The sequence below is a fragment of the Emcibacter sp. genome (assembly GCF_048269205.1).
Classification (GTDB): domain Bacteria; phylum Pseudomonadota; class Alphaproteobacteria; order Sphingomonadales; family Emcibacteraceae; genus Emcibacter.
Map to the genome: position 1 here is coordinate 628,628 of NZ_JBLXJC010000002.1, position 22,733 is coordinate 651,360.

At 55.9% G+C, this 22,733-nt stretch carries 24 protein-coding genes and 1 tRNA gene; 11 read left to right on the forward strand and 14 right to left on the reverse strand.

All coding sequences use genetic code 11. From position 1 onward, the window contains the following. Together recR and ACN0YD_RS11790 are read left to right on the forward strand one after the other, a co-directional pair. Nucleotides 1-609, forward strand: a complete 609-nt coding sequence (recR, locus tag ACN0YD_RS11785; protein WP_417319996.1) for a recombination mediator RecR — start codon at nt 1-3, stop codon at nt 607-609. Nucleotides 610-618: 9 nt separating this feature from the next. Then, nucleotides 619-996, forward strand: coding sequence for a GFA family protein (locus tag ACN0YD_RS11790; protein ID WP_417319998.1), 378 nt, complete (start codon nt 619-621; stop codon nt 994-996). Between the two features lie 176 nt (nt 997-1,172). Here ACN0YD_RS11790 and ACN0YD_RS11795 read toward each other — a convergent pair whose 3' ends face one another. Beyond that, nucleotides 1,173-2,330: a DNA recombination protein RmuC gene (locus ACN0YD_RS11795; protein WP_417320000.1), complete on the reverse strand. Its 1,158-nt coding sequence runs from the start codon at nt 2,328-2,330 to the stop codon at nt 1,173-1,175. Nucleotides 2,331-2,429: 99 nt separating this feature from the next. Between ACN0YD_RS11795 and def the strand changes: the two genes are divergently transcribed. The 3 genes from def to truA are packed head-to-tail and all read left to right on the forward strand — an operon-like array spanning nt 2,430 to nt 4,656. Next, the gene (def, locus tag ACN0YD_RS11800) at nt 2,430-2,945 is read left to right on the forward strand and encodes a peptide deformylase (protein WP_417320002.1); all 516 of its coding nucleotides are present in this window, start codon (nt 2,430-2,432) and stop codon (nt 2,943-2,945) included. Nucleotides 2,946-2,968: 23 nt separating this feature from the next. Further along, entirely contained in the window at nt 2,969-3,895 is a 927-nt protein-coding gene (fmt, locus tag ACN0YD_RS11805) for a methionyl-tRNA formyltransferase (protein WP_417320004.1), read from the forward strand. Next, nucleotides 3,892-4,656, forward strand: coding sequence for a tRNA pseudouridine(38-40) synthase TruA (gene truA, locus ACN0YD_RS11810; protein WP_417320006.1), 765 nt, complete (start codon nt 3,892-3,894; stop codon nt 4,654-4,656). Before fmt ends, truA begins: the two co-directional genes overlap by 4 nt. A 1-nt stretch (nt 4,657) precedes the next feature. Here truA and ACN0YD_RS11815 read toward each other — a convergent pair whose 3' ends face one another. The 4 genes from ACN0YD_RS11815 to ACN0YD_RS11830 all read right to left on the reverse strand — a co-directional run bounded on the left by ACN0YD_RS11815 (nt 4,658) and on the right by ACN0YD_RS11830 (nt 8,053). Then, nucleotides 4,658-5,281, reverse strand: coding sequence for a hypothetical protein (locus ACN0YD_RS11815; protein ID WP_417320008.1), 624 nt, complete (start codon nt 5,279-5,281; stop codon nt 4,658-4,660). After that, complete coding sequence (gene dapE, locus ACN0YD_RS11820; RefSeq protein ID WP_417320213.1) at nt 5,281-6,426, reverse strand: succinyl-diaminopimelate desuccinylase; 1,146 nt, start codon at nt 6,424-6,426, stop codon at nt 5,281-5,283. The genes ACN0YD_RS11815 and dapE overlap by 1 nt, the downstream gene beginning before the upstream one ends. Before the next feature lie 10 nt (nt 6,427-6,436). Beyond that, nucleotides 6,437-7,279 carry a 2,3,4,5-tetrahydropyridine-2,6-dicarboxylate N-succinyltransferase gene (gene dapD, locus ACN0YD_RS11825; RefSeq protein WP_417320009.1) on the reverse strand — a complete coding sequence of 281 codons (843 nt, stop codon included), beginning with the start codon at nt 7,277-7,279 and terminating at the stop codon, nt 6,437-6,439. Nucleotides 7,280-7,372: 93 nt separating this feature from the next. Further along, nucleotides 7,373-8,053 carry a pyrimidine 5'-nucleotidase gene (locus ACN0YD_RS11830; protein ID WP_417320011.1) on the reverse strand — a complete coding sequence of 227 codons (681 nt, stop codon included), beginning with the start codon at nt 8,051-8,053 and terminating at the stop codon, nt 7,373-7,375. A gap of 111 nt (nt 8,054-8,164) precedes the next feature. Here ACN0YD_RS11830 and ACN0YD_RS11835 point away from each other — a divergent pair, with 111 nt between their 5' ends. Next, nucleotides 8,165-9,958 (forward strand): diguanylate cyclase, encoded by a 1,794-nt coding sequence (locus tag ACN0YD_RS11835; RefSeq protein ID WP_417320013.1) that lies wholly within the window; start codon nt 8,165-8,167, stop codon nt 9,956-9,958. Next, a complete protein-coding gene (locus ACN0YD_RS11840; RefSeq protein ID WP_417320015.1) occupies nt 9,942-11,192 on the forward strand; it encodes a DUF2336 domain-containing protein in 1,251 nt (416 codons plus the stop codon). The genes ACN0YD_RS11835 and ACN0YD_RS11840 overlap by 17 nt, the downstream gene beginning before the upstream one ends. Nucleotides 11,193-11,210: 18 nt before the next feature. On the opposite strand, the gene argB is transcribed toward ACN0YD_RS11840, so the two are convergent. The 6 genes from argB to rpmH all read right to left on the reverse strand — a co-directional run bounded on the left by argB (nt 11,211) and on the right by rpmH (nt 15,559). Then, nucleotides 11,211-12,131, reverse strand: a complete 921-nt coding sequence (gene argB / locus ACN0YD_RS11845) for an acetylglutamate kinase (protein ID WP_417320017.1) — start codon at nt 12,129-12,131, stop codon at nt 11,211-11,213. A 25-nt stretch (nt 12,132-12,156) separates the two neighbouring features. Further along, complete coding sequence (yihA, locus tag ACN0YD_RS11850) at nt 12,157-12,819, reverse strand: ribosome biogenesis GTP-binding protein YihA/YsxC (RefSeq protein ID WP_417320019.1); 663 nt, start codon at nt 12,817-12,819, stop codon at nt 12,157-12,159. Between the two features lie 8 nt (nt 12,820-12,827). Further along, complete coding sequence (gene yidC, locus ACN0YD_RS11855; protein WP_417320021.1) at nt 12,828-14,564, reverse strand: membrane protein insertase YidC; 1,737 nt, start codon at nt 14,562-14,564, stop codon at nt 12,828-12,830. A gap of 18 nt (nt 14,565-14,582) precedes the next feature. Continuing rightward, complete coding sequence (gene yidD, locus ACN0YD_RS11860) at nt 14,583-14,891, reverse strand: membrane protein insertion efficiency factor YidD (protein WP_417320023.1); 309 nt, start codon at nt 14,889-14,891, stop codon at nt 14,583-14,585. Next, nucleotides 14,888-15,334 carry a ribonuclease P protein component gene (rnpA, locus tag ACN0YD_RS11865; protein WP_417320025.1) on the reverse strand — a complete coding sequence of 149 codons (447 nt, stop codon included), beginning with the start codon at nt 15,332-15,334 and terminating at the stop codon, nt 14,888-14,890. The genes yidD and rnpA overlap by 4 nt, the downstream gene beginning before the upstream one ends. A 90-nt stretch (nt 15,335-15,424) precedes the next feature. Continuing rightward, nucleotides 15,425-15,559: a 50S ribosomal protein L34 gene (gene rpmH / locus ACN0YD_RS11870; protein ID WP_139942160.1), complete on the reverse strand. Its 135-nt coding sequence runs from the start codon at nt 15,557-15,559 to the stop codon at nt 15,425-15,427. 343 nt (nt 15,560-15,902) lie between these two features. Between rpmH and ACN0YD_RS11875 the strand changes: the two genes are divergently transcribed. Then, nucleotides 15,903-17,315, forward strand: a complete 1,413-nt coding sequence (locus ACN0YD_RS11875; protein WP_417320028.1) for an ATP-binding protein — start codon at nt 15,903-15,905, stop codon at nt 17,313-17,315. On the opposite strand, the gene ACN0YD_RS11880 is transcribed toward ACN0YD_RS11875, so the two are convergent. Continuing rightward, a complete protein-coding gene (locus ACN0YD_RS11880) occupies nt 17,312-17,923 on the reverse strand; it encodes a hypothetical protein (protein WP_417320030.1) in 612 nt (203 codons plus the stop codon). The genes ACN0YD_RS11875 and ACN0YD_RS11880 overlap by 4 nt on opposite strands. 196 nt (nt 17,924-18,119) lie before the next feature. On the opposite strand from ACN0YD_RS11880, the gene ACN0YD_RS11885 reads away from it, so the two are divergent. From ACN0YD_RS11885 to ACN0YD_RS11895, 3 genes are all read left to right on the forward strand, one after another. After that, nucleotides 18,120-18,196, forward strand: a tRNA-Arg gene (locus ACN0YD_RS11885). 167 nt (nt 18,197-18,363) lie between these two features. Continuing rightward, complete coding sequence (locus ACN0YD_RS11890; RefSeq protein WP_417320031.1) at nt 18,364-18,885, forward strand: MarR family winged helix-turn-helix transcriptional regulator; 522 nt, start codon at nt 18,364-18,366, stop codon at nt 18,883-18,885. A gap of 92 nt (nt 18,886-18,977) precedes the next feature. Continuing rightward, the gene (locus ACN0YD_RS11895) at nt 18,978-20,237 is read left to right on the forward strand and encodes a valine--pyruvate transaminase (RefSeq protein ID WP_417320032.1); all 1,260 of its coding nucleotides are present in this window, start codon (nt 18,978-18,980) and stop codon (nt 20,235-20,237) included. A gap of 65 nt (nt 20,238-20,302) precedes the next feature. Here ACN0YD_RS11895 and ACN0YD_RS11900 read toward each other — a convergent pair whose 3' ends face one another. Both ACN0YD_RS11900 and ligM read right to left on the reverse strand, forming a co-directional pair. After that, a complete protein-coding gene (locus tag ACN0YD_RS11900) occupies nt 20,303-21,124 on the reverse strand; it encodes a methylenetetrahydrofolate reductase (RefSeq protein ID WP_417320034.1) in 822 nt (273 codons plus the stop codon). Between the two features lie 141 nt (nt 21,125-21,265). After that, nucleotides 21,266-22,660: a vanillate/3-O-methylgallate O-demethylase gene (ligM, locus tag ACN0YD_RS11905; RefSeq protein WP_417320036.1), complete on the reverse strand. Its 1,395-nt coding sequence runs from the start codon at nt 22,658-22,660 to the stop codon at nt 21,266-21,268. Nucleotides 22,661-22,733: the final 73 nt, after the last annotated feature.

The following is a 22,733-nucleotide window of genomic DNA, read 5'->3' on the forward strand; positions in this document are numbered from 1 at the left end:
GTGTACCGCAGCCGCACGTCCAATAGTGAACTTGACCAGTTGATCCAGCTTCTCAGCAAGCTGCCCGGCTTTGGTCCCCGTTCCGCACGCCGCGCGGTCCTGCAACTGGTCAAGAAAAAGGACACGTTGATGAAACCGCTGGCGTCCAGCCTGGCCAGCGTCGCGGAACATGTCCATCCCTGCTCCACCTGCGGCAATCTTGATGTCTCCGACCCCTGTCACATCTGTGAAGACGAACGCAGGGACCAGAGCACCATCTGCGTCATTGAAGAGGTGGCTGACCTCTGGGCCCTGGAACGGGCCGGAAGCTATCGCGGCCTCTATCATGTGATCGGCGGCACCCTGTCCGCCCTTGACGGGGTGGGCCCGGACGACCTCAATATATCCGGCCTGGTCGAACGGGCCGGGGAAGAGGCGGTGAAAGAAATCATCGTCGCCACAAATGCGACCGTCGACGGACAGACGACAGCTCATTACATCACCGACCGGCTGAAGAACAGCGGGGTCACGGTCTCGCGCCTCGCCCACGGCGTACCGGTGGGCGGAGAGCTGGATTATCTGGATGACGGCACCCTGACCACGGCCCTCAATTCACGACAGCCTTTCTAGGAATAAATTATGAAACACCAGGGTTCCTGCCATTGCGGCGCGGTCAGTTTTGAAGTTGAGGCCCCGGCGGTCATTGATGCCGTGCGCTGTAACTGCTCCATGTGTTCCATGACCGGCTTTGTGCACCTTATCGTGCCCGGGAAAAATTTCACCCTCCAAAGCGGCGCTGATAGAATCACCACCTACAGCTTCAATACCCATACCGCAAAACATACCTTCTGCAGCGTCTGCGGGGTGAAAAGCTTTTATACCCCGCGTTCCCACCCGGACGGCTACAGTGTCAATGTGAACTGCCTGGACATGAGCACCGTCGAGGGCATCAATTACAGTGACTTTGACGGCGCCAACTGGGAAGCCAATATCGACAGCCTGAAAGCCAAAGATTAACGTCCCGGCTAAAAAAAGAGGCCTCTCCCAGGGGACGGGGAGAAGCCTCAGACAGGGTGATTGTCACGTAACACGGGGGGCTGGTTCACCAGTGACAATCAGGTTGCGGATAAACGGGAACCAGACGCAAAACCCGTTATATAATCCAAAGGTTAATAAAGTGTATTCGAATATACTTATTCTTTATCCAGTTGAGAATTTGCCGTTTCCAGCACTGCCTCGGCGCTCTCACCTTCTTCCAATTGCAGGGATTCGATCTTTTCAGCGCGGGAGGTGATCTTGCGGGTCGAGGTGGAAATATCGGCGATATCCTTTTCCGCCTGCTGAAAATGACGCTGCAGATTGTCGACGCGTTTATCGAGACGATCCACATCGGTCAGCAGGGTGGTGACCTCTTTCTGGATCACCCCGGCCTGTTCCCGCATGCGGGCGTCTTTTAGTACCGCGCGCACCGTATTCAGCGTCGCCATCAAGGTGGTCGGGCTGACAATCCAGACCTTGGCCCGGTAGCTTTCTTCGACAAGTTCCGGGAAAGTGGCGTGCAGTTCCGCATAGATGGCTTCGCTGGGCAGGAACATGAGCGCTGATTCCGCCGTCTCGCCGTTGAGGATATATTTTTCCGAGATGTCCTTCACATGCTTGCGGATCGCGGTGCGGAAGGCGGCCACCGCCTGTTTGACCTGGGCTTCCCCGTCCGCATTGCGCAGCAGGTGATAGCTTTCCAGGGGAAATTTGGCATCGACCACGATGGACCCCGGCGGGTTGGGCAGTTTAATCAGGCAGTCAGCCCGCTTGCCGTTACTCAGCGTTTCCTGGAAACCATAGGCATTGGGCGGCAGAATGCCGGTCACCAGGTCATTAAGCTGCACCTCGCCGAAGGCGCCCCGGGCCTGCTTGTTGGAAAGAATATCCTGCAGACCGACCATCTGGCCGGAAAGCTCGGTGATATTCTTCTGGGCCTCGTCGATGACGGCGAGCCGGGTTTTAAGATCACTCAGGCTGTCGGTAGTATTCTTGCTGGTTTTCTCCAGGCTTTCGCCCATGCGCTGGCTGACCTTGTCGAGCCGTTCCTCCAGCGTCCGGGTCAGTTCCGCCTGTCCCTTGGCGCCGGCTTCGGAGATCTGTGCAAGCCGTCCTTCCAGCGCCGACTGGGACTGCATCATGCGCATAAGAGATTCCTGGGCGCGAGCCTCGGCCTCCTGCTGCCTCTGTCGTTCCTGCGCAAGCTGCGCCTGCAGGGCCGCCGTGCGACGACCGGCAAGCCAGAAGCCAATCAGCACCGCTAACAGGCAGAAAAGCCCTGCGCCTCCTGCAATAAGATGTGTTTCGGTCAAGACCACCCCTGAACTTCCTTCGCTTTTGCTTATCACTTGACGTTGCGTCTTTCACATATTACCTACCAGATAGAACATTTAAAGATAAGAATAGTGAAGATGGCCATATTACCAATTGTAACAGTTCCCGATCCCATGCTGAAATTCACCTCTGAGCCGGTGGAGAAAGTGGATGACGAACTGCGCTCTTTCATGGATGACATGCTGGACACCATGTATGACGCGCCCGGCATCGGTCTTGCCGCCATTCAGGTGGGCCGCCCGATCCGGGTTCTGGTGATTGATCTGGCCCGGGACGACGAAGATCCCAACCCGCAGTATTTCATCAACCCGGACATCTATTGGACCTCGGAAGAAATGGGCGTCTATAACGAGGGCTGCCTGTCCGTGCCCGAACAATATGCGGAAGTGGAACGCCCCGCCGAATGCAAGGTCCGGTTCCTGGATTATAATGGCACCGAACAGGATATTCATTGCACCGGCCTTCTGGCCACCTGTATCCAGCACGAAATGGATCACCTGAACGGCATTCTCTTTGTCGACCACCTGTCCAGGCTGAAACGGGATATGATCGTCAAAAGGGTCAAAAAAATGGTGCGCGATCACGCACTTTGATTTTTCAGAAAGGGGAAATCCCCATGGCGACGCCGCTCCGACTTGCCTTTATGGGCACCCCCGATTTTTCCGTTCCCACCCTGCGCGCCCTGATCGAGGCCGGACATGAGGTGGTGGCCTCCTACAGCCAGCCGCCAAGCCGTTCGGGCCGCGGCAAGAAGGAACGCCCCTCCCCGGTTCACAAATTTGCCGAGGAACTGGGCATTCCCGTCTTTACCCCCACAAGCCTGAAATCGGAAGAAGAACAGCAGAAATTTGCAGCCCTTGACCTGGATGTCGCCGTGGTGGTGGCTTACGGTCTGTTGCTGCCCAAGGCCATCCTTGAGGTCCCGCGGCTTGGATGCGTAAATGTGCATGCCAGTCTGCTGCCCCGCTGGCGCGGTGCCGCCCCCATACACCGGGCCGTCATGGCCGGGGATACAGAAACCGGTGTCGATATCATGATGATGGAGGAAGGGCTGGACACAGGTCCGGTGCTGCTGGAGAAACGCCTTCCCATCCAGCCGGAGGATACCACCGGCAGCCTGCACGACCAGCTTGCCGCCCTTGGTGCCGAGGCAATTGTTCCCGCTCTTGAGGGGCTCGCGGATGGAAGCCTCAGTCCCCGCCCGCAGGGCGAGGACGGCGTCACCTACGCCAAAAAGATTGACAAGGCCGAGGCCCGCATCGACTGGACCCGCCCGGCAGAAGAACTCCGTAATCATATCCACGGGCTCAGCCCTTTTCCCGGCGCCTGGTGCGAGGTAGATGGCGAAAGACTTAAGCTTCTGGAAGCGGAAGTCACCGACGGCAGCGGCACCCCCGGCGAAGTCATTTCCGATCACCTATCCGTCGCTTGCGGCACCGGCGCCTTGAAAATCCTGAAGGCCCAGCGGGCCGGAAAGGGGCCGATGACAACGAATGACCTACTGCGCGGTTTCCCGATCCCCAAAGGAACGGTTCTCACATGACCGTCCTCACCCGCTATAAACTGGTCATTGAATTTGACGGCACCGGCCTTGTCGGCTGGCAATATCAGGACAATGGTCCCTCGGTGCAGGGCCTTCTGGAAGAAGCGACACAGAAATTCTGCCGCGACTATGATCCGGAAGAAAACCGCTTTTATGCCGCCGGGCGCACCGATGCGGGTGTGCATGCCCTGGGCATGGTGGTCCATGTGGACCTGCCCCGCGATGATGATCCCTACAAGGTGATGAGCGGCATAAACTTTCACCTGAACAGGGGCCCGGTCGCCGTCCTGTCGGCAGAGAAAGCCCCGGAAGATTTCCATGCCCGCTTTTCGGCACTCAAGCGCTACTATCGTTATCATATCATTTGCCGGGAAGCGCCGCTGACCCTGCAGAAACACCGGGCCTGGCGGGTGCGGGAGAAGCTGGATATTGATACCATGCGGGAAGCGGCCAGCCACCTGATCGGCAAACATGACTTCACCACCTTTCGCAGCGTCCAGTGTCAGTCGGAAAGCCCGGTCAAGACGCTGGATACGCTGGAAGTTATCGAAGCCGGGGAACATGTCTATATCGACTGTTCCGCTCGTTCCTTCCTGCATCATCAGGTGAGGAGCATGGTCGGATGCCTCTATTATGTGGGCAAGGGCAAATGGACGCCCGATGACATGAAAGATGCGCTTGAAGCGGCAGACCGCAGCGCCCTGGGCTTTAACGCCCCGCCGGACGGACTTTACTTCGTGAAAGTGGATTATCCGGACTGATTTACCCGGATAGCGCCGCTGTCTGAGTCAGTTTTTCAAAATATTCCGGAGTGATCAGCCGCAGCAGGAGCATATCCACCAGCAGCATCGCCAGTTGCTGGAACAACAGAACGCCGACTGCCAACCAACCGCTGATCCTCAAGGACTCCCTGAAGACGAACCAGCGATAGAGATAGATATAACCGGCGATCAGCAGGGAAACCAGCACCCCGACATCCTGTCCAATGGTGCCCCCGACAATGATCAGGGAAAGCGGCAGGGAAATCGCGTAAATAATAACTGTGGACCAGTTATAGGCGATAATCATCGGCGCATAATTGGCGTCCAGCTTCATATAGCGAAGGAAATAGATCATGATAAAGGCGGTAAGAGGCAGATGGATCAGGTAACTGATCACCGACGGCCAGAACGTACTGGGAATACCCGCCTGTTCAGCCATGCCTTGCCCAATAAGGACCGGCAGAAAGGCCAGCGGCGCCGCCACCGCCATGGCCCAGAAGCTTTTCCAGAATCCCTCCGCCGAAAGATCAAGCATCTGCATGCCGCGACCGTCAAACCGGGCAAGTGTCCAGACCGCTTTCAGGGAGGACAAAATAGCGTTTTCTGATTGATTTTCCTCAGACATCAGTCCCCCATCCGGAAAAACCGTGTCAGGATTTCCGTATAAATATCCGCCAGTTGCTCGATATCCTCGACCCGGACCCGTTCATCAACCTTGTGCATGGTCTGGCTCACCAGACCGAATTCGGACACCGGGCAATAATCCTTGATAAAGCGGGCATCGGACGTGCCGCCAGTGGTGCTGAGTTCCGGTCTGATGCCGGTCACTTTCTCCACCGCCCCGGTTATCAAATCACTGAGCACGCCGGGCGGTGTCAGAAAGGCATCGCCGGACGCCACCATGTCCAGGTCAACTTCGCCGCCCACATCGTCACAGACAGAACGGATCCAGTCCTTAAGCCCGTCAATACTCTGCTCGTTATTAAAACGGATATTGAAGCGGGCCTCGGCCTCGGCCGGGATCACATTGCTGGCCTCATTGCCCACATCAATGGTCACCACCTCCAGGTTACTGGGCTGGAAATGCGGGTTACCGTCATCCAGTTTCCGGCTGGTCAGCCGGTGCAAAATTTCGATGAGCCGCGGGATCGGGTTGTCGGCCAGATGGGGATAGGCCACATGACCCTGGATGCCTTTAACCACGAGCCTGGTATTCAGGCTGCCGCGCCGGCCGATTTTGGCCATTTCGCCGAGCTTTGTCGGATTGGTCGGCTCACCCACCAGACAGTAATCCAGCTTTTCGCCTTTTTCTTCAAGCCATTGCAGCATCTTGATGGTGCCGTTAATGGCGGGTCCTTCCTCATCACCGGTGATCAGGAAGCTGATGGACCCCTTCAGTGGGCCACTCTCCAGCAGGCGGGAAACTGCTGCCACAAAGGCTGCGATCGCGCCTTTCATATCCGCCGCACCGCGCCCGGTCAGCCAGCCATCCTTTACCTCGCCGGCAAAGGGGTCAACGGACCAGTCCGCTTCGGCGCCCACCGGCACCACATCGGTGTGACCGGCGAAACAGAAATTGGGCGCCTCGGAACCATAACGGGCATAGAGATTGTCCACATCCGGTGTGCCCGGCTCGCTGAACGGCAGCCGGGTGCAGATAAAGCCAAGCGCCGTCAGTTTCTGTTCCAGCACATCCAGCGCCCCCGCATCGGCAGGGGTGATACTGGGACAGCGGATCAGGTCCCGGGTAAATTCTACCGGATTGACAATCTCAACCAAATCAGTCCCTCAGAAGCTCATTGATGGAGGTTTTGGAGCGGGTGCGCTCATCCACACGCTTGACGATGATAGCGGCGGCCAGGTTCGGACCCGGTGTGCCGTCAGCCAGCGGCTTGCCCGGCAGGGTTCCGGGCACTACCACACTGTATGCCGGCACCCGGCCGTACATGACTTCGCCGGTTTCCCGGTCAACGATCTTGGTGCTGGCACCAATGAAAACGCCCATGCTGAGTACTGCGCCTTCCTCAACGATCACGCCTTCAGCCACTTCGGAACGAGCACCGATAAAGCAGTTGTCCTCGATAATCACCGGACCGGCCTGAAGCGGCTCCAGAACACCGCCGATGCCCACACCGCCGGAAATATGCACATTTTTTCCGATCTGCGCACATGAGCCGACCGTAGCCCAGGTATCCACCATGGTGCCTTCGTCCACATAGGCGCCAAGATTGACAAAGGACGGCATCAACACCGTACCCGGTGCAATATAGGCGGAGCGGCGCACAACTGCCGAGGGCACAGCCCGGAAACCGGCGGCTTCGAATTCACCCTGACCCCAGCCGTCAAACTTGCTGGGCACCTTGTCATACCAGGAGGCATTGCCGGGGCCGCCCGAAATCACAGTCATGTCGTTGAGACGGAAAGACAGCAGAACCGCCTTTTTCAGCCACTGGTGCACCACCCACTCGCCATTTTCCTTTGAAGCAACGCGGGCCTTGCCGCTGTCCAGAAGGTTCAGGGCTTCTTCCACCGCATCACGCATCTCGCCGGTGGTGGAGGCGTTCAATTCCGCACGATTTTCCCAGGCCTGCTCAATGACCTGTTCCAGAGACTTGTCCGTCATACTCAAAAATTCCCTAGGTTGTGGCACTTGTGGTTTGTTTACGGGCCAGACAATAACGATCCCGCCCCGGCTGTCAATGGTTCCCGGCCTTTGTCAGGCTTTTTGTTCAAGGCTCGCCGCAAGCTCCGAGAGCCAGCCCGTCAGGTCCCCGACCGTATAGTCAATATGCCCGTCGTCCATCCCCTCACGCGACCACATCTGATGGGTCGGCACCCAGACGGTCGTCATGCCCGCTTCCCGGGCCGGGGCCAGATTGCGGGCGATATCCTCTACCATGACCGACCTTTCGGCATTAACTCCCGTGTGCTCGATCATTTTCCGGAAACTTTCCCGGTCCGGCTTCGGTGTGAATCCGGCCTGACGGATGTCAAAAATATCCTCGAAATGATCCCGGATACCAATCCGGTCCAGCACCTTCTCCGCATAGGGGGTGTCCGCATTGGTGTAAATCACCTTCCGGCCCGGCAAACTCTCCAGCGCACCGGCCAGTTTCCTGTTTTCCTCCAGCCCGCTGAAATCCACATTATGGACAAAATCCAGAAACTCGTCCGGGGCAACGTCATGCTCACTCATCAGCCCCCTCAGCGTGGTACCATGGGTTTTGAAAAAATGCTTCTGCAGGACGCGCGCTTCCTCTGGGCCCAGATTGAATTTCCCGGCAATGAACTCCCCCATGCGCCGGTCCACCTGATCAAAGAGATTGTTGGCCGCCGGATAGAGGGTGTTATCCAGATCAAAGACCCAATGTTCAAGCTCTGAAAGATCGAGAGTCATTTTGTAATTTAGTCCTGTTTTTTCCCAATAAGTAAACCAGTTGTTAACGGCTTGGCCAGTATCATACATCCCTAATTTACAAGCGAATTCAGTAGGGTTTTCAAAGTAGTCATGAGCATGGACGCCAATATCGCACGGATCATACAGAAATCAAATCTCTCCCGGGAGAAAAATCCGCTGCCTGACCTTTCCGCCTACACATTCCAGACCGAAATGATTATCGAATTATTTCCCGGTCCGGCGCTTATGGTCGATGGCGATTTGAAAATCCTGCATCACAACATTCATGCCCTGGGAATTGTCGAAGCCCTGCACAACGGGGATCACATCCTGACCGGCCTGATTTCCCGCAGCCTGACGAACAACTGTCCGGATATGCAGAAAATCATCCTCAATGACAGCAAGGGCATTCGTCATTACAATCTTTACACCACACCGGCTGGCGCGACAGGCGCCGAACAGGGCAAAGCCATCCTGATCACCGGACGGGAAACCACGGTAGAGCATAACCTGACCAATGCGCTGGTGGAATCCCGTCAGATGTTTAAGGACCTGGTCAGCTGCTCAAGTGATTTTTCCTGGGAAACGGACAATCAGGGCCGTTTCAAATATGTCTCCCCCAAAGGCATTCTGGGTTACACCGCCTATGAACTGAACGGCAAACCGGCCGTGGATCTAATTGTCGGCAATGAGGGGAAAAACCCCTTTGATACCCTGGATGCAATCCATGACATGGAGCTCTGGGTCCAACGCAATGACGGCACCAAAGCCTGCATCCTGGTATCCGCCGTCCCGATCATCGATAACAAATCGAGCTGGCAGGGCGCCCGCGGCGTTTGCCGCGATATTACGGTTATCCGGGAACGGGAAGCCGCCCTGCGCCGCATCGGCAAACGGGAACATATCCTGAACCGGATCGTGACCACAATTCGCGACATTTCCAAACCGGAAGAGATTTTTACCAGTCTCATCCATGCCACTCTTGAGGGCATCCGGGCGAAACACGCCTGTATTGTCGAGTTTTCCACATCCCGCAAGGGCGCATCCGAAGCCAAGGTCCGCTCGGTTTCGGGAAATTTTGAGGATACCGCCCTTCAGGACAAGCTGTGCTACAAGGCACTGGAGATTGCCCGGGAAGGGATTGGTGGCGATAACCGCGTGACCACGACAACAACTGTGGACGGCTGGTCTGTCCTCTGCAGCATCACACAGCATCACAGCGAGGCCAACGGCGCCTTTTTCCTGATCCGCGACGAGCAGAGCGAAGAATGGTCCGAAGACGACACCATACTATTTAACGGCATCTCCAGTCATCTGGGCATCGCCATGGAACAAATCCACAGGCAGGAAGAACTGGAATATCTGTCCCGAACCGACGACCTGACCGGCCTTCTCAACAGGCGGGCTTTTTCTGAAGAAGTCAAAAAACGGATCGTGCACCAGAAACGCAGCCGGGAAAGCTGCGCCCTGCTGTTCATTGACCTGGACAATTTCAAGACCGTCAATGACAAACTGGGCCACGCCACCGGCGACGAAGTCCTGCGAAAAATCGCCAGCTTGCTCAGCAAGAATACCCGTGTCGGCGACTATGTCTCTCGCCTTGGCGGGGACGAGTTCGCCCTTTGGCTTGAGAATGTGGAAACGGAAACCGCCCTGGAAAAGGCCAGCGAACTTGTTGCCGGACGCCACTTGCTGCAAAAGATCACTGGCACTCTGTCACCGGCGCCCGGACTATCCATTGGTGTCGCCATCAGCTCACCCCGGGAGAATGCAACCCTGGAGCAGTTACTGGAGCGGGCAGATACCGCACTCTATAATGTGAAAAAAGCAGGCAAGAACGCTGTCGCCCTGGCAGAAGCAGGCAAACTTGTCGACGAGGGGAAAAAGCATGAAAAATCTGCTTAACAGGCTTTTTGACAAGAACGACAAAAAAAGCCTCTCCTATGAGGAAGCCAAGACAGCGCTGGAGCTACAAAAATCCAAAGACAAGAGACTTCTCGCCCAGTTGCCGGAGACCCAGCCCGAGGTTCTCTATTATCTGGCTTCTGACGAGGATGCGGATATTCGCCGGGATGTGGCGCGCAATGAAAGCACACCGATCCAGGCCGACGAGATTCTCGCCAATGACAATGATGACGAGGTGCGCGCGGAACTGGCCCGCAAGATTGCCCGCATTTTTCCCGACTTGTCGCAACACGACCAGGTTCAGATTCGGGAGACCGCCATTGATATCCTCGAAAAACTGGCCAGTGACCAGTTTCCAAAAGTGCGCCAGATCGTTTCCGAAGAACTGAAATCCTCAGATCTGGTCCCGCACCGGATCGTCAAAACCCTGGCCCGGGACGAGGAACTGGCCGTTTGTGCCCCCATTCTGGAATATTCGCCGCTGCTCAGCGATGTGGATCTGAAGGAAATCATTGCCGTCACCACCGTCAGCGGCGCCCTCAGCGCCATCGCCCGCAGGGGTCAGGTGAGCGAGGATATTTCCGAAGCCCTGACCAATTCCCTGGATGTTCCGGCCGTTTCCGCTCTGATTGCCAACCAGAATGCACAAATCCGGGAAGACACCCTGGATGCTATCATCGACCAGGCCAGAAGTATTGAACCCATGCATTCGCCGCTGGCGGAACGCCCCAACCTGTCACTCAGGGCCATCAAGAGAATTGCCGGCTTTGTGGCCTCCTCGCTGGTCAGCCGCATGCTGGAGAAAAACCATCTCGAAAAAGATGTGGCCGAAGAAATTCTGACAAATGTGCGAAAAAGAATTCAGGAACAGCAGGTAGATGAAGACGACGTCCAGACCCTGGCGGAACAGGCCCGCGACCTGGTGGAAAAAGGCGTGGTCGATGATGACTTTATCCAGAATGCCCTGGCCAATAAGCAGCGTGAACTGGCCATTCAGTGCCTTGCCCTTCTCTCCGACATCCCTGTGGACAGTGTTCGCAAGCTGATCAAAAGCAATAAAAGCCGCCGGATTGTCGCGCTTTGCTGGCGTAGCGAGCTGAGCATGCGCACGGCTCTTGAATTGCAGCACAAGCTGGCCCATATCCCGCCCGAGGAATTTATCAACGCCAAAGACGGTGTCGACTTTCCCCTGTCCAATGAAGAAATGGAATATGAGCTGGAGCTCTATGCCTGAGATCGGAGCGGTCTGGTCTTAGTGACCGATGAAACTGCCGGCGCCGTGCTCGGTAAACAGTTCCAGAAGCAGGGCATGCTTGACACGGCCATCGATAATCACAGCCGCTTCCACCCCGTGATCCACGGCATGGATACAGGTATCGATTTTGGGGATCATGCCGCCGGAAATGGTTCCCTCGGCAATCATGGTCCGGGCCTTTTCCTCCGTCATTTCCGAAATCAGTTCACCATCCTTGTCCAGCACCCCTTCCACATCGGTGAGTAACAGGAGACGGGTGGCGCCCAACGCCTCGGCAATGGCGCCGGCCATGGTATCCGCATTGATATTGTAGGTCTCACCGTTTTCCCCAAGGCCGATGGGAGCAATCACCGGAATCACGGATGACGCCTCGAACATGCGCAGAAATTCCGCATTGACCTTTTTCGGATATCCCACAAACCCAAGATCAAGCACCTGCTCGATGTTGCTGTCCGGGTCCTTCCGGGTCCGGCGCAGGGGCTCGGCAATGACCAGATTGCTGTCCTTGCCCGACAGGCCCACGGCCTGGCCGCCCACATTATTGATGGAGGCGACGATACCCTTGTTGATACTGCCGCTGAGCACCATTTCGGCAATGCCGATGGTATCCTTGTCAGTGACCCGGAGACCATCAATGAAAGAGCTTTTGATCTGCAACGCCTCGAGCATGCGGCCGATCTGCGGGCCGCCGCCATGGACCACCACCGGGTTCATGCCGACCTGCTTCATCAGCACGATGTCATGGGCAAAACTGTGGGCAAGGTCGTCGTCTCCCATGGCATGACCGCCATATTTGATGACAATGGTCTGGCCCGCATAGCGGCGCATATAGGGCAGAGCCTCGGAAAGGGTTTTCGCCTTCCTCAGATATCTTTTTTTCTGCTCCTGCTTGTCCTGCTTGTCCTGCTCAGTCATCATGCACCTTTAACCTGATCTTGTATTCCTAGGAGGCCGCCAGGGCCGCAATGCTTGCGCGCAGCTCGTCCAGGCCGTCACCCTTGACCGAACTGGTCAGGATCACTTCCGGATGGGCCGCCACATTTTTTTTGATGGCCTGTTCGGTTTTCTCCCTGACCTTTTCCTGCTCTCCTTTTTTGAGCTTGTCAACTTTTGTCAGAATTATCTGGTAGGAAACCGCGCTTTCATCCATCAGGCTCATGATCTCCCGATCGCCTTCCTTGAGCCCGTGCCGGCTATCCACAAGCACATAGACCCGGCGCAGGTTGGGGCGTCCCCTGAGATAGTTCTTCATCAGCTTGGTCCACTGATTGACCAGGGAACGGGACACCTTGGCATAGCCATATCCCGGCAGGTCCACCAGATAAAGCGCCAGCTCTTCAAGTTTGCCCAGCAGGAAGAAATTGAGCATCTGGGTCCGCCCGGGTGTATTGGACGTGCGCGCCAACGTCTTGCGTCCCGTCAGCGCATTGATCAGGCTGGATTTCCCCACATTGGAACGGCCGGCGAAAGCGATCTCGCTGAGGTCCGTCGGCGGCAGATTCTCGAGCACGGGAGAGCCCATGACGAAATCGCAGTTCTGGGTAAAAAGAAGACGGCCCCGCTCAAGCCAGGCCGCCTTCTCTTCTTTTGTCATCTCGTCGGTCATCTTGCCCTTTAACCGTCCTTTGCGGGGACTTCGGCATCAACCCGCCGCATGATTATCCACTGCTGGATGATGCTGAGAATATTGTTCCATGTCCAGTAGATCACAAGACCCACGGCAAAGTTGGCCAGGATGAACGTGAAGATAATGGGCATGAACATGAATATTTTCTGCTGTACCGGGTCTGTAGCAGCCGGGTTCAGCTTTTGCTGCAGCCACATGGTGAAACCCATCAGCACGGGCAGGATACCGACAGCCAGGAAGGTGGGCGGGTCCCACGGGATCAGGCCGAACAGATTGGTCACCAGAAGCGGGTCCGGCGCGGACAGGTCCTTGATATAACCGAAGAAGGGCTCGTGCCGCATGTCGATGGTCACATAAAGCGTCTTGTAAAGCGCAAAGAAGATCGGGATCTGGATGAAGATCGGCAGGCAGCTTGCCAGCGGATTGACCTTTTCCTTTTTGTAGAGCTCCATGGTTTCCTGCTGCAAACGCATACGGTCATCGCCGTATTTTTCCTTAAGCGCCTGCATTTTCGGGGTGAGCTTTTTCATCTTGCTCATGGAGACGAACTGTTTGTTGGCCACCGGGAACAGGATCAGCCGGATCCCGACGGTCAGCAGCAGGATAGCTACGCCGAAGTTGCCCGCGAAATCAAACAAAAAGTCCAGGACGTAGAAAATAGGTTTGGTGAGAAAATCAAACCAGCCCCAGTCAATGGCATAGCTGAACAGGCGGATATTCTGGTTTTCCTCGTAACGGTCCAGAAGCTGCACTTCCTTGGCCCCGGCAAACAGTTTGTCCGTTACTTCTACTGTCTGGCCCGGCGCCACAGTGCGGCTTGCCAGGATATAATCGGCCTGGAACTTTTCACCGGTACCACCGGTATGCCGCAGGATCCGCCCGTCGAATTCTTCCCTTTCGTCGGGAATCAGGGCCACTAGCCAGTATTTGTCGGTAATACCCAGCCAGCCACCGGGTTTGCCATGGGCTTTGCGGGTTTCATCAGCAATATCGTCGTAATCAAATTCGTCCTTGCCGTCTTCCATCACCCAGAGAGGCCCTTCATGCAGGATGAAAAGCTTCTGTCCCTCGGGCCTGTTTTTACGGGATACGAGACCATAAGGCGCCAGGGTCACAGGTGCTTCCGAAGTATTGCTCACCGACTGGCTGACAGTAAACATATAGTTCTCATCCAGTGCGACGACCCGCTTGAACACAAGGCCCTTTCCGTTGGCCCAGCTGAGCGTCACCTTGTCGCCGGCCCTGAGCTCGCCCTTGTCGGCGGACCAGATGGTTTTACTGTCGGGACCGTCCTGGACACCTGCCCAGCCGAATTCCGCATAATAACCCTTGCTACTCCCTGCGGGACTCAGCAGGACCACTTCTTCCTTGCCGTCCACTTCCACATGATAGTCCCTGAGCGTCAGGTCATCCAGGCGACCGCCGCGAAGCGCGATGGAGCCATGGACACGGGGAGAGACAATGGGGATGCGTGGCGTGGTCGCCAAATGCTCTTTGCGGTTTTGCGGTGTTTCCTTCACCACCGGGGCGTCAATGCCGGGAATGGTTCCGGTTGCTCCCATTTCGGGAACATTGCTGTTCCCGGCTGCCTTCTGAGCGGCAAGCTGTTCCTGTCGTGCTTTGTCGGCGGCTTGCTGTTGCGGTTTGGCGATAAAATACTCATACCCCAGCAGTATTGCCATCGTCAGAACGATGGCCAATATGAAATTCTTGTTATCCTGCATAAACCCTTCTCAGTACCTTCAAACTTCGCCGCCGTGATGCCCGGCTTGGCAATTACATTGTGTCCTGTCTGCCTCTCGTCCCTTTTCCCCTTCTATCGGGGGCACCGGATCGAACCCGTGCCCGCCCCAGGGATTACAGCGCAAAATACGCCGGACGGCTAAATATGCCCCCCTGAACGGACCGAATCTGTCAATGGCGATATAGGCATATTCCGAACATGTCGGCAGATATCGGCATTTGGGTCCCAGCAAGGGCGAAATCAAATACTTATAGAGTGTGATCAGGCCTTTCAAGAAATAAGACAGAATATCGAGGAGAAATCTCATTTTTGCCCTCCCGATCGCGATACGGCCTCATTGCTGCGCCTGTTCCGCCCTCCTGACGGTTTTTTATTGTTCTGATCGGCGAGTCTTTTCAGCGACCATTTCAAATCCCGAATCAGATCGTCAAAGCTGCGATCCTGAATTCCGGCCCGGGCGATCAGCACATAATCCTGCCCGGCCCGGCCTTTTTCCGCCAGCACCTTGCGCACCACTTCGCGCAGGCGGCGGCGGGCCCGGTTGCGCACCACCGCATTGCCGACCTTCTTGCTGGTGGTATAGCCGACCCGGATGCCATCGCCTGCCTTCACCCCTTCGGGTTGCGGACAGGTCTGGACGATCATACCCGGCGCGACCCATTTTTTGTTGGCCCGGGCAATGCGCAGAAAATCGCTGCGCTTTTTCAGCACAGTGACTTTTTTCTCTTTATCTTCAGAATGTTGCGCCATCCGAATGGGGTCCGTCAAAAAACAAAACCGGCCGCTGAACTTCAGGGGCCGGTTTGTCCGTATTGCCTGTTCAGGCGAATTCCGCTGCCTTTACGCTGAAAGGCGCTTCCGTCCCTTTGCCCGGCGAGCTGCAAGAACCCGGCGACCACCAACAGAAGCGGAACGTGCACGAAAACCGTGACGACGTTTACGAACCAAAACACTTGGCTGGAATGTACGTTTCACTGGATGTCTCCATTTGCCGCTGCGGGTCGTTGACCCATCCTACCGGACCACCATGATCCGGCCTGTTTCCCTGCGCCCCTGCGGTCTTTGCAGGAGGCAGACTTGATTGATGGGGGTGTATAATGCCTTTCCGGACCCAAGTCAACGCCCAAGTCCAAAGATTAAGGCAAAAATATTGGACTCTTTTTTTGGCCCCGGCAGGCAGCGAATTTGCCCCTGATTTACCCCCTGGGTATCGGGCTTCACAAATACGTGAAAGAACTTTATTGTATCCCCATGGCCTGTGCTTTTACTCTCTCACCAAACAATCAATTCACATAATGGATACCGGGGGCAGGATCGGTTGGTCGAAACACTGAAATATTTATCCCTGCGCAACAGGTTGTCGAACCGGCTTCTGCTGCTGACCATCGGCTTTGTCATGCTGGCCGAGGTGTTGATTTATGTCCCTTCCATTGCGAACTTCCGCCATACCTGGCTCAAGGAACGGCTTGGTGCGGCCCAGATCGCTATTCTCGCCATTGAAGCCGCCCCTGACTATATGGTCGGCGAAAAGCTGTCCTGGCAGCTTCTTGATTCTGCCGGGGTGCTGGCCATTGTGCGCAAAAAGGACGACAACCGGGAACTGGTGCTCGGCACCGACAAGCCGCTTGATGTGGAAGCCCGCTATGACATCCGCAGCACGGACTGGTGGGATCTGGTGGTGGATGCCTTCGGGACCATGATACACCAGCATCCCAATAGCCGGCTTATCGAGGTGACCGGCTATACCAGCGACGTGAGCATGGATTTCCTGCAGATTATTTTCGAGGAGGAGCATCTCTGCCATGCCATGTTCAACTATTCCCGAAATGTGTTGCTGGTGTCGATCATCATCTCGCTCATGACGGCGGTATTGGTCTATGTGACCCTGTCCCGTCTCTTGGTGCGGCCCGTGCAGAAAATCACCGACAGCATGATCGCCTTCCGCGAGGCGCCCGAAGACACCCGCCGACAGATCGTGCCCGAGGACCGGCAGGATGAAATCGGCGTGGTCATGCAGGAACTGTCGGTTATGCAGGACGAGGTCCGCCGGGCGCTCAATCAGAAAACCCACCTCGCCAACCTTGGTGTGGCGGTCAGCAAGATCAACCACGACCTGCGCAACATCCTTGCCAGCGCCCAATTGGTCTCGGACCATCTGACCACTCTCAAGGACCCGACGGTGCAGAAACTCACCCCCCGTTTTGTGAGCGCCATCGACCGGGCCATCCGGCTTTGTGAAAATACCCTGCAATACGGCCGGGCGGAGGTGGAAAAGCCCCGGCTGGAAACGGTGCCCCTCAAACCGCTTATCGACGATATGGCCATTTCACTGGGCTGTCCGGAGGACGGACCGGTCAGGATCGTCAACAACCTGCCCGCAAACCTTACCGCCGCCGCCGATCCGGATCAGCTGTTCAGGGTGTTCCTCAACCTCGGCCGCAATGCGGTCCAGGCCATGGAGCATGTGCGCCTGAACAAGGGCGAGCTGACCATCACCGGCCGGCCAGAGGATGCCAGCGGCACCATCATTGAATTCTGCGACAACGGCCCCGGCATCCCGGCCCGTATCCAGGAAAGCCTGTTTCATCCCTTCCACGGCAGCAGTAACGGCGGTGCGGGACTGGGATTAGCGATTGCGCGGGAGATCATCGAGGCCCACGGCGGGCATATCACCCTGACGGACAGCGGCCCAGAGGGCACCTGCTTCCGGATTGAGCTTCCGGCCGCTTAAGACCCCGACACCGCCAATTCCTGCTCCGCCGTCCGCATCAGCTCCCGGGTACGGGCGGAAAGGCTCTGGCTTTTGCCAAGCAGGACACCCAAAAGGTCACTGACCTCACTGCCGGCCATAAGGCGCCGGCCGAGGCTCAGGCAATCCTCCAGCAGCATGTCCAGCCGGGCCTGCCGGTCGGCAAGGCGCGAGAGCGCCAGCTGGGCCCCGCGCCAATATTCCTGGCGGCGCATCTCGTCGGTGCTTGCCTCGATCTTTTGCAGGGATTGCCCGAGCTCCCGGGTGAACCCTGAGATTTCCGGTTCAATATCTGTATATCGTTGTTCCAGCTGAGCCAGTTGTACCCCGGCCTGATCAGCGGAAAGAATTTCTTGCTGACTGACCGGAGGAAGAGCCGCCGCCGGGCCTTCTACATCACCGGTCACCTCTTCTGATATGTCCTCTTCAGGCGCAAGCGGTTTGTCCCTGACCTCCTGCATATATTGCCAGGTTTCATCCGCCTTCATTTCCGGCTGGTCGGCATCGCCTGCACAGGCCTGCAGGAAAAGAGCCGTCAGAATCGCGGCGCTACACATGAATTGACTGGTTCTGGACAATTTGACGGACACGGACTTCCCCGGCTTCATTGTGGGTTTTGCTTTATCGGCGCGAGTGTAAGCCAGCCAGCGTCATTGAACAAGCCGGAGTTCCCGAAGCCCGGGAAAAAAAATGACATAAAACTGCAAAGGGGGCTTGCAATTGGGCCCGGTTATGAGTAGTTTCCGCGCCACAGGATAGATTCCTGTATCTTTATAGGAATACTGCGCGCTCGTAGCTCAGCTGGATAGAGCACTAGACTACGAATCTAGGGGTCGGGAGTTCGAATCTTCCCGAGCGCGCCATTTCCCCTCTCCTGATCTTCTTATATTCTCCGACCTTCAGCCGTTCACACGGGTTCTCGCAATGGCATTGCCCTACAGAAAGCATTGCACTCATGCCGGGAATGGGGTAAAAATTACAATAATTATAAAAAAGTCCGTACAGGGGGATTATTAGGGGAGAAAGCTGCATGACAGCGAAAAAATACAGTACGGAACCCAGTACAGAACATAGGGCGGAAAACACCAACATAGAAAATGCCGTTCCTGAAAATGCCGAAATGTTTCTGGAAACATTCGTGCCATATGTGATGTATCGCATCACCAATCGCCTGAACAAGGAACTCCAGAAAGATCTCAGACCGCTCAACATCAACGTCTCGCGCTGGCGGGTTTTGGCGGCCCTCAACCTGCGCGACGGCCGGACCATGGGCGATCTCTGCACCTTTACCATGATTGAACAGTCTTCCCTGAGCCGCGTCGTGGACAATATGGTGGATGAAGGCCTTGTGTCCCGGCGCCTGCAAAAGGATGACAATCGCTTCGTCCATGTCTTCCTCACCGACAAGGGTCTTGCCCGGTACCGGGAAGTCTACCCCCAGGCCTTTTCCCGGCAGGATATCATCCTCGATGATTTTTCCGAGGAAGAACAGGATCAGTTGCTTCAGTTCCTGCATCGCATCGAGACAAATATCAGAAAACACAGAAACTGATTTCCGACAGGTTTCATCAGACGGCTATCATTTTCCGTCGTTCCAAGTTATATATTCGGCAAGATTGTACGGAGTAACCAGGGGGCAGGAACGTGAAGCTTTCTCTTTTCGGTCAGAAATTCGCCGGCGAGTCCGGTATCGTTGAACTGATGGACGATCTGGGCACAGCGCTCAGTGAAAACCCGGATCTGATTTTCATGGGCGGCGGTAATCCTGCGCGCATTCCGGCCCTGGAGGATATCTTCCGCGACCGGCTCAAGGCGGTTCTTGAGGATAAGGAAAAATGTCACGCACTGTTGGGTATCTATCAGGCCCACCAGGGAGAGAAAGCCTTTCTCGAGGAAGTGGCCGCCTTCCTGAACCGCCGGTTCGGCTGGGATCTCACCTGGCGCAATATCACCCTCTCCAACGGCAGCCAGCCCGCTTTCTTTGTCCTTTTCAATATGTTCGCAGGAAAGATGGCAGACGGCGGTCAAAGAACAATCCACCTGCCTCTGATCCCGGAATATCTTGGCTATTCGGATGCCGGCATGACCGAGAAATTTTTCAGCGCTACCCGGCCGGATATCGAGCATCTGGACGACCGGCTGTTCAAATATCGCGTGGACTTTTCCGGTCTCGAACTGAATGACAGTATGGGGGCGCTGTGCGTTTCCCGCCCGACAAACCCCACAGGCAACGTCCTGACCGACGGCGAAGTGGAACATCTGGATGACCTCGCCCGGAAGGCGGATATCCCGCTGATCATTGACGGCGCTTACGGCCTGCCCTTCCCCGGCATCATCTTTACCGACGCCAAACCTGTCTGGAATGACAATATTGTCCTGATGCTGAGCCTGTCCAAACTGGGCCTGCCCGGGGTGCGCACCGGCATCATTGTCGCCCGCGAGGATATTGTCCAGGCCTTCGCCAATGCCACCACCATCGTCAACTTAAGCCTCGGCAACCTGGGTCCGGCACTGGTCCGGGATATGATTGCCAGTGACGAGATTCTTGACCTCAGCCAAAACCATATCACGCCCTTTTACCGGGAACGAGCCACCATCGCCGTGAACTGGTGCCGCGAGGAAATGGCCGGGCTGCCGGTTCATATTCACAAGCCGGAAGGGGCCATTTTCCTGTGGCTCTGGTTTGAAGGCCTGCCCGTCACCAGTCAGGAACTGTATGAACGCCTGAAGCAACGGGGCGTCCTGGTCATACCGGGACACAATTTTTTCGTCGGACTTGAAGGTGACTGGCCGCACAAGCACGAGTGCCTTCGCGTTTCCTACGCCCAGGATGAAAAAACCATCCGCGAGGGCATCCGGATCATCGCCGAAGAAGTACGCCGCCTCTATGAGGAGCGGGCGTAATCATAAAAAAACAGGCCGTACCTCTGGAATGAGGCGGCCTGTATCAAGTCGGTATTGTAAGGTGTTCAGACGGCCAGATGCTTGCCGGCAAAATCGGCAGACTTGGCCAGGGAACCAAAGGTGAAGAAATGCACCCCGCTCAAACCAAGCGAGGGATCTGCCTCATTGGCTTTGGAGAGCTCTTCCAGAAGTTCTTCAGGCGTTTCTCCGGAAAGAATATTCATCGCCATATTTTCCCGCTCCTTGAGCGCCCTGAGGGACGGTCCCACACCGCAGGCCATGGCATATTTGATCAGGGTCAGGGTCTTGGCCGGACCGGCAACTCCGGCGCGGATCGGCGTATTGATACCCAGTTCCCGGAATCGTTTCGCCATATCGATAAAAGGTCGCGCATCAAAACAGAACTGGGTCACCAGTTCCACTTCAAGACCGGCTTTTGCCGCAGCCTCAAGTTTGTCTTTGATGGCCTGCTCCAGGATTCCGCCGGGGATACGGGCATGTCCTTCAGGATAACTGCCGATGTAGATTTTTTTGATGCCGTGTTTTTCAAACAGGCCGGTTTCAATCAGTTCAAGGCTTGAACTATAGTCGCCGACCGGCTCGTCCCGGTCACCGCCCAGCACCAGGGCCCGGTCAACACCGGCTTCCCGGACCAGACGGTCCAGCAGATTGTCCAGCGTGTTGTAATTTTCAATATTGCGGGCAACAATGTGAGGCACCGCATTCAGACCGGCTTCGCTAAGCTTGACAATGGCCGCCACCAGGTCATTCAGGGTATTCTTCGGCAGGGAAGCAACAAAAACCTCCGAACCGGGGGCCATTTTCTCTCCCGCTGCCTTGATGGACTTGCTATCGCCCGAGGTCACTTCCGCGGTATAGCCGCTCAAAAATCTGCCTAGTGCTGTTTGTTGGGTATTCATTATCTTCACCGCCATTTAAAAGTTACTGAGGGCCGGGGATGAGGGTGACAATGCCGCGCCTTTCGGCGCGGTTGCCATTTGGAATGAATTCAGGCACCAGTTACTGGCTTAACCTTTGGTCCGCCAGCTGTCAGCATATGCTTCACGGGCAACTGCTGAGTAAGGTGTCGGACTCACAATCGCGCGGATTTCCATCTGCTTGTGCTTCTCAACAGTTGTTTTGTTGGTACCACCGTTGGGCTCACCCCAGACAACGGTCACTTCGTTACCGATCTCGATATCCGCATCGACAGTCGCCAGGGACAGGGCTGTCCGTTCGTTGGCGCTGTAACCTGTGAACATGGAGAAGCCAACATGATGGCCGTTGGCCATGATGGCGTCATAGTTGGAGGAGGCATAGTTGGCCAGCGGCAGGTCGAAGAACTTGCCGTTTTCCTCGCCAGTGAAGTAAGAGGCAAACAGGTTCGCCATATCCTCGCCGTTCCAGGCCAGGGTCACTTTCTTGCGCTGGGCGCCTTTGTCCATGGCTTCCAGAGCCTCGCGACCGATAAAGTCATGGTCGAACTTGATGAACGGACCGTAACCCAGGGCATAAGGAGTGACATAATAGTCTTCGATATTGTCAGAGACAAAAGACCCACCGATAGAGCCCATGGCTTCATAGCTGTCGGCCGGAAGCCACTCACGATAGGCTTTCTCGCGCTCGTCCGAATAAACGGCCGGCAGCGGAGACGGGATCCAGCCGGATTCCAGAGTGTTGGTGGCATATGTCCGGGACCCCACGGCCACGATGCCGAATTCGGCGCCGGCTTCCAGGATGGTGTTGCGGATCAGTTCGTAATCTTCGTAGGGACCCCAGATTTCCAGACCCGGTGCACCGGCCATACCGTGACGCAGGGCGTGCACTTTCTTGCCGGCAATGGTGATGTAATCAAAGTTGAAGAATTTGATTTCCGGAACCGGGCCGCCATTCAGTTTTTCAATAACATGTTTAGCGTTCGGGCCCTGAATCTGGAAGCGGTAGTGCTTGCGAACCACCGGTTTACCCATCGGCTGGGACGGTGAGCGGTTGTCATAAATGATTTCCACATCATATCCGCCGGTTTCAGCATGGAACTGGATCCAGTTGGCAGTAGGGTTACGGCCCACGAAAACAAATTCATCTTCAGACATGCGGAAAAGAATACCGTCACCGATCACGTGACCGCTGTGAGAACAGGGTACCATCTGCTTGGCGGTGCCGACCTTGAAGTTGGCAAAGCTGTTGATGGTCAGGTTGGACAGAAGCTTGAAGGCGTCCTTGCCGTTTACAAACAGGTCCACCATATGGTGGGACTGATCAAACAAAACAGCCGTTTCACGCCATGCCTTCTGTTCGTCACGCCAGTTGGAAAATTCAGTCGGCACAACCGGATACACATAAGCACCGATCTTAGAGTTACGCAGCATTTCGACCGTGTTACCGGCGGCATTCAGTACGTCTTCAAGGTTCTTTGCAGCCATGACAGCTTGTCTCCTATATTGATTTATAGATGCGAGAGAGGAAACCCTCGCCAGTTCATGATTAAAATAATTC

Excerpts from the sequence above, each read along its gene's own strand:
- ACN0YD_RS11790 (WP_417319998.1), top strand. The coding sequence starts at position 619 with ATGAAACACCAGGGTTCCTGCCATTGCGGCGCGGTCAGTTTTGAAGTT.
- def (WP_417320002.1), top strand. The coding sequence starts at position 2,430 with ATGGCCATATTACCAATTGTAACAGTTCCCGATCCCATGCTGAAATTC.
- fmt (WP_417320004.1), top strand. The coding sequence starts at position 2,969 with ATGGCGACGCCGCTCCGACTTGCCTTTATGGGCACCCCCGATTTTTCC.
- truA (WP_417320006.1), top strand. The coding sequence starts at position 3,892 with ATGACCGTCCTCACCCGCTATAAACTGGTCATTGAATTTGACGGCACC.
- ACN0YD_RS11815 (WP_417320008.1), bottom strand. The coding sequence starts at position 5,281 with ATGTCTGAGGAAAATCAATCAGAAAACGCTATTTTGTCCTCCCTGAAA.
- dapD (WP_417320009.1), bottom strand. The coding sequence starts at position 7,279 with ATGACGGACAAGTCTCTGGAACAGGTCATTGAGCAGGCCTGGGAAAAT.
- ACN0YD_RS11830 (WP_417320011.1), bottom strand. The coding sequence starts at position 8,053 with ATGACTCTCGATCTTTCAGAGCTTGAACATTGGGTCTTTGATCTGGAT.
- ACN0YD_RS11835 (WP_417320013.1), top strand. The coding sequence starts at position 8,165 with ATGAGCATGGACGCCAATATCGCACGGATCATACAGAAATCAAATCTC.
- ACN0YD_RS11840 (WP_417320015.1), top strand. The coding sequence starts at position 9,942 with ATGAAAAATCTGCTTAACAGGCTTTTTGACAAGAACGACAAAAAAAGC.
- argB (WP_417320017.1), bottom strand. The coding sequence starts at position 12,131 with ATGATGACTGAGCAGGACAAGCAGGACAAGCAGGAGCAGAAAAAAAGA.
- yihA (WP_417320019.1), bottom strand. The coding sequence starts at position 12,819 with ATGACCGACGAGATGACAAAAGAAGAGAAGGCGGCCTGGCTTGAGCGG.
- yidC (WP_417320021.1), bottom strand. The coding sequence starts at position 14,564 with ATGCAGGATAACAAGAATTTCATATTGGCCATCGTTCTGACGATGGCA.
- yidD (WP_417320023.1), bottom strand. The coding sequence starts at position 14,891 with ATGAGATTTCTCCTCGATATTCTGTCTTATTTCTTGAAAGGCCTGATC.
- rnpA (WP_417320025.1), bottom strand. The coding sequence starts at position 15,334 with ATGGCGCAACATTCTGAAGATAAAGAGAAAAAAGTCACTGTGCTGAAA.
- ACN0YD_RS11890 (WP_417320031.1), top strand. The coding sequence starts at position 18,364 with ATGACAGCGAAAAAATACAGTACGGAACCCAGTACAGAACATAGGGCG.
- ligM (WP_417320036.1), bottom strand. The coding sequence starts at position 22,660 with ATGGCTGCAAAGAACCTTGAAGACGTACTGAATGCCGCCGGTAACACG.